Raw genomic sequence first — 1,630 nt, 5'->3', positions numbered from 1 at the left:
GAGCTACACCATCAGTATTATTAGAATCCGGCGAATCCGGTTTCCTGTTAACCAGCAGTACATTATACTGATCGGTAAGTGCATTCAGCTGGTTGATCACAGTAGCATAAGGTGAAGGCGGTGTTTCCACCAATAAGTGGAGCGCATCTATTCTGTCTCGCAGTGCATAGTACGTGACATTCACCTCCTCTCTCTTGAGCTTGATGGTTTCGGGGTTTGCATCGCCGTATTCCTGTGTTCTTGAAAGATATTTGGTATTAAACTCTTCGTTGGCAGTTTTCAGTTCATTGACCCATGCTGTCAGGTTAAAAGCTGTAATAGCGCTTATAAGCTCGGGCTTGTTTTCCCAGTCGCGGATGAGGTTATTGAGGGTAGCGGTTTCTGCCTGGTAATTCTGGCGGGCAATGCCGCTTCCGTACAAAGCCATGTTTTCTAACAGCACCTTTGCATTTTGTTGGTTTGCAGTGTCAAAATGGTAGGTTTGAGAAAGCAGAAAATAATAGATCCCGTTGATTGCGGCATCTCTTCTGGCGTCTATTAACAGGATTTCCTGGGTTTTGTCGCTGGCAAGGGCTTTTTTGTAAAGCGCCTCAAGCTCAGTAATTTTGGCGTTAAAGGCATTGAATTTTGTCTCAATATCAAATTGATCTGTACTGTTGAGACTGATAATGCCTGAAAAATCTTTCATGTACTGCAGGTATTCTGCATTGCGAAGCTTTGGTAGATCGATTGAATTCATCATTGTATATTGTGTTTAATTATTATAAAGCCGCCTCGTGCGGTTTTGTTTTTAATTTGTTTACCCGAAAGCTTCAGGAGGGGCTGAAACATCGCTTCGGGAGCTTCCGAAAGTTCCCTGCGGTCTTGCGGGAAGGTTTCGGGGTTTTCCGAAAGTCTGCTGCACCCTTGCTTTGCATTTTCGGAAACTTCCGAAAGCCTGCTGTACCCTGCAGGAGCTTTTCGGGTAAGGCAGAAAGCTATTTGCTGCCCTGCGACTGGCTTTTCCAGAATTCTACCTGGTCTTTAAGCTCTTTAATGCGCTCTTCGTATTGCTCCACTAGCTTTTCAGACAGAAATGAATTTATAGTGGTAATAGTTCCTACATTCTGAAATGCGAAACCTCCCAATTGATCTAAACTACTAAAATTATTCGTTTCGTCAGTTAAGAAGTCTTCGGGTTTCACTTCAAAGATTTCGCTTAGCTTTTCTATATGAGCAGCCCAGGAATGGCTTTCACCGTTTTCTATTCTTGCGTATGCAGATTGTGAAATATGCATTCTTTCTGCCATATCATCCTGAGAAAAACCCTTTGCCTTTCTCAGTCTTTTTATTTTTTCTGCAACGTTGTTGGTCATTATGGTCGTATTATTTAAGCAAATATAAAAATAATTCTCATACAAACACTTACCCGAAAATCGGGTAATTTTATGCAAAAACAGGTTTTCATCAGAAGGTTATTTTTCACATATTTGCAGAGTTAAGAAAAAGTTATATATTTAAACCATTAAACACTAAACACTATGAAGAAAAAATTACTTCTCAGGCTCTGCCTGATTCTTATGGTCGCCATTACGATCTACTCCTGCAGAACAGACCATCTTTCCGAGCAGGAAACCACTTACAGCAACAG

General features: G+C 41.3%; 2 protein-coding genes. Both read right to left on the bottom strand.

Annotated features, from left to right (window positions below):
* The coding region (locus AB4Y90_RS17795; RefSeq protein ID WP_441558898.1) for a DUF6261 family protein at positions 1–742 on the bottom strand (742 nt) is incomplete at its 3' end.
* Positions 743–977: 235 nt separating this feature from the next.
* A complete protein-coding gene (locus AB4Y90_RS17790) occupies positions 978–1,355 on the bottom strand; it encodes a helix-turn-helix domain-containing protein (protein ID WP_441558897.1) in 378 nt (125 codons plus the stop codon).
* Between the last annotated feature and the right edge of the window lie 275 nt (positions 1,356–1,630).

The organism is Chryseobacterium sp. 2TAF14, from assembly GCF_052115105.1.
In the GTDB taxonomy this organism is placed as follows: domain Bacteria; phylum Bacteroidota; class Bacteroidia; order Flavobacteriales; family Weeksellaceae; genus Chryseobacterium.
This window is presented reverse-complemented; position numbering and strand designations above follow the sequence as displayed.

Coding starts and splice junctions, on each gene's coding strand:
- AB4Y90_RS17790 (WP_441558897.1), bottom strand. CDS start 1,355: ATGACCAACAACGTTGCAGAAAAAATAAAAAGACTGAGAAAGGCAAAG.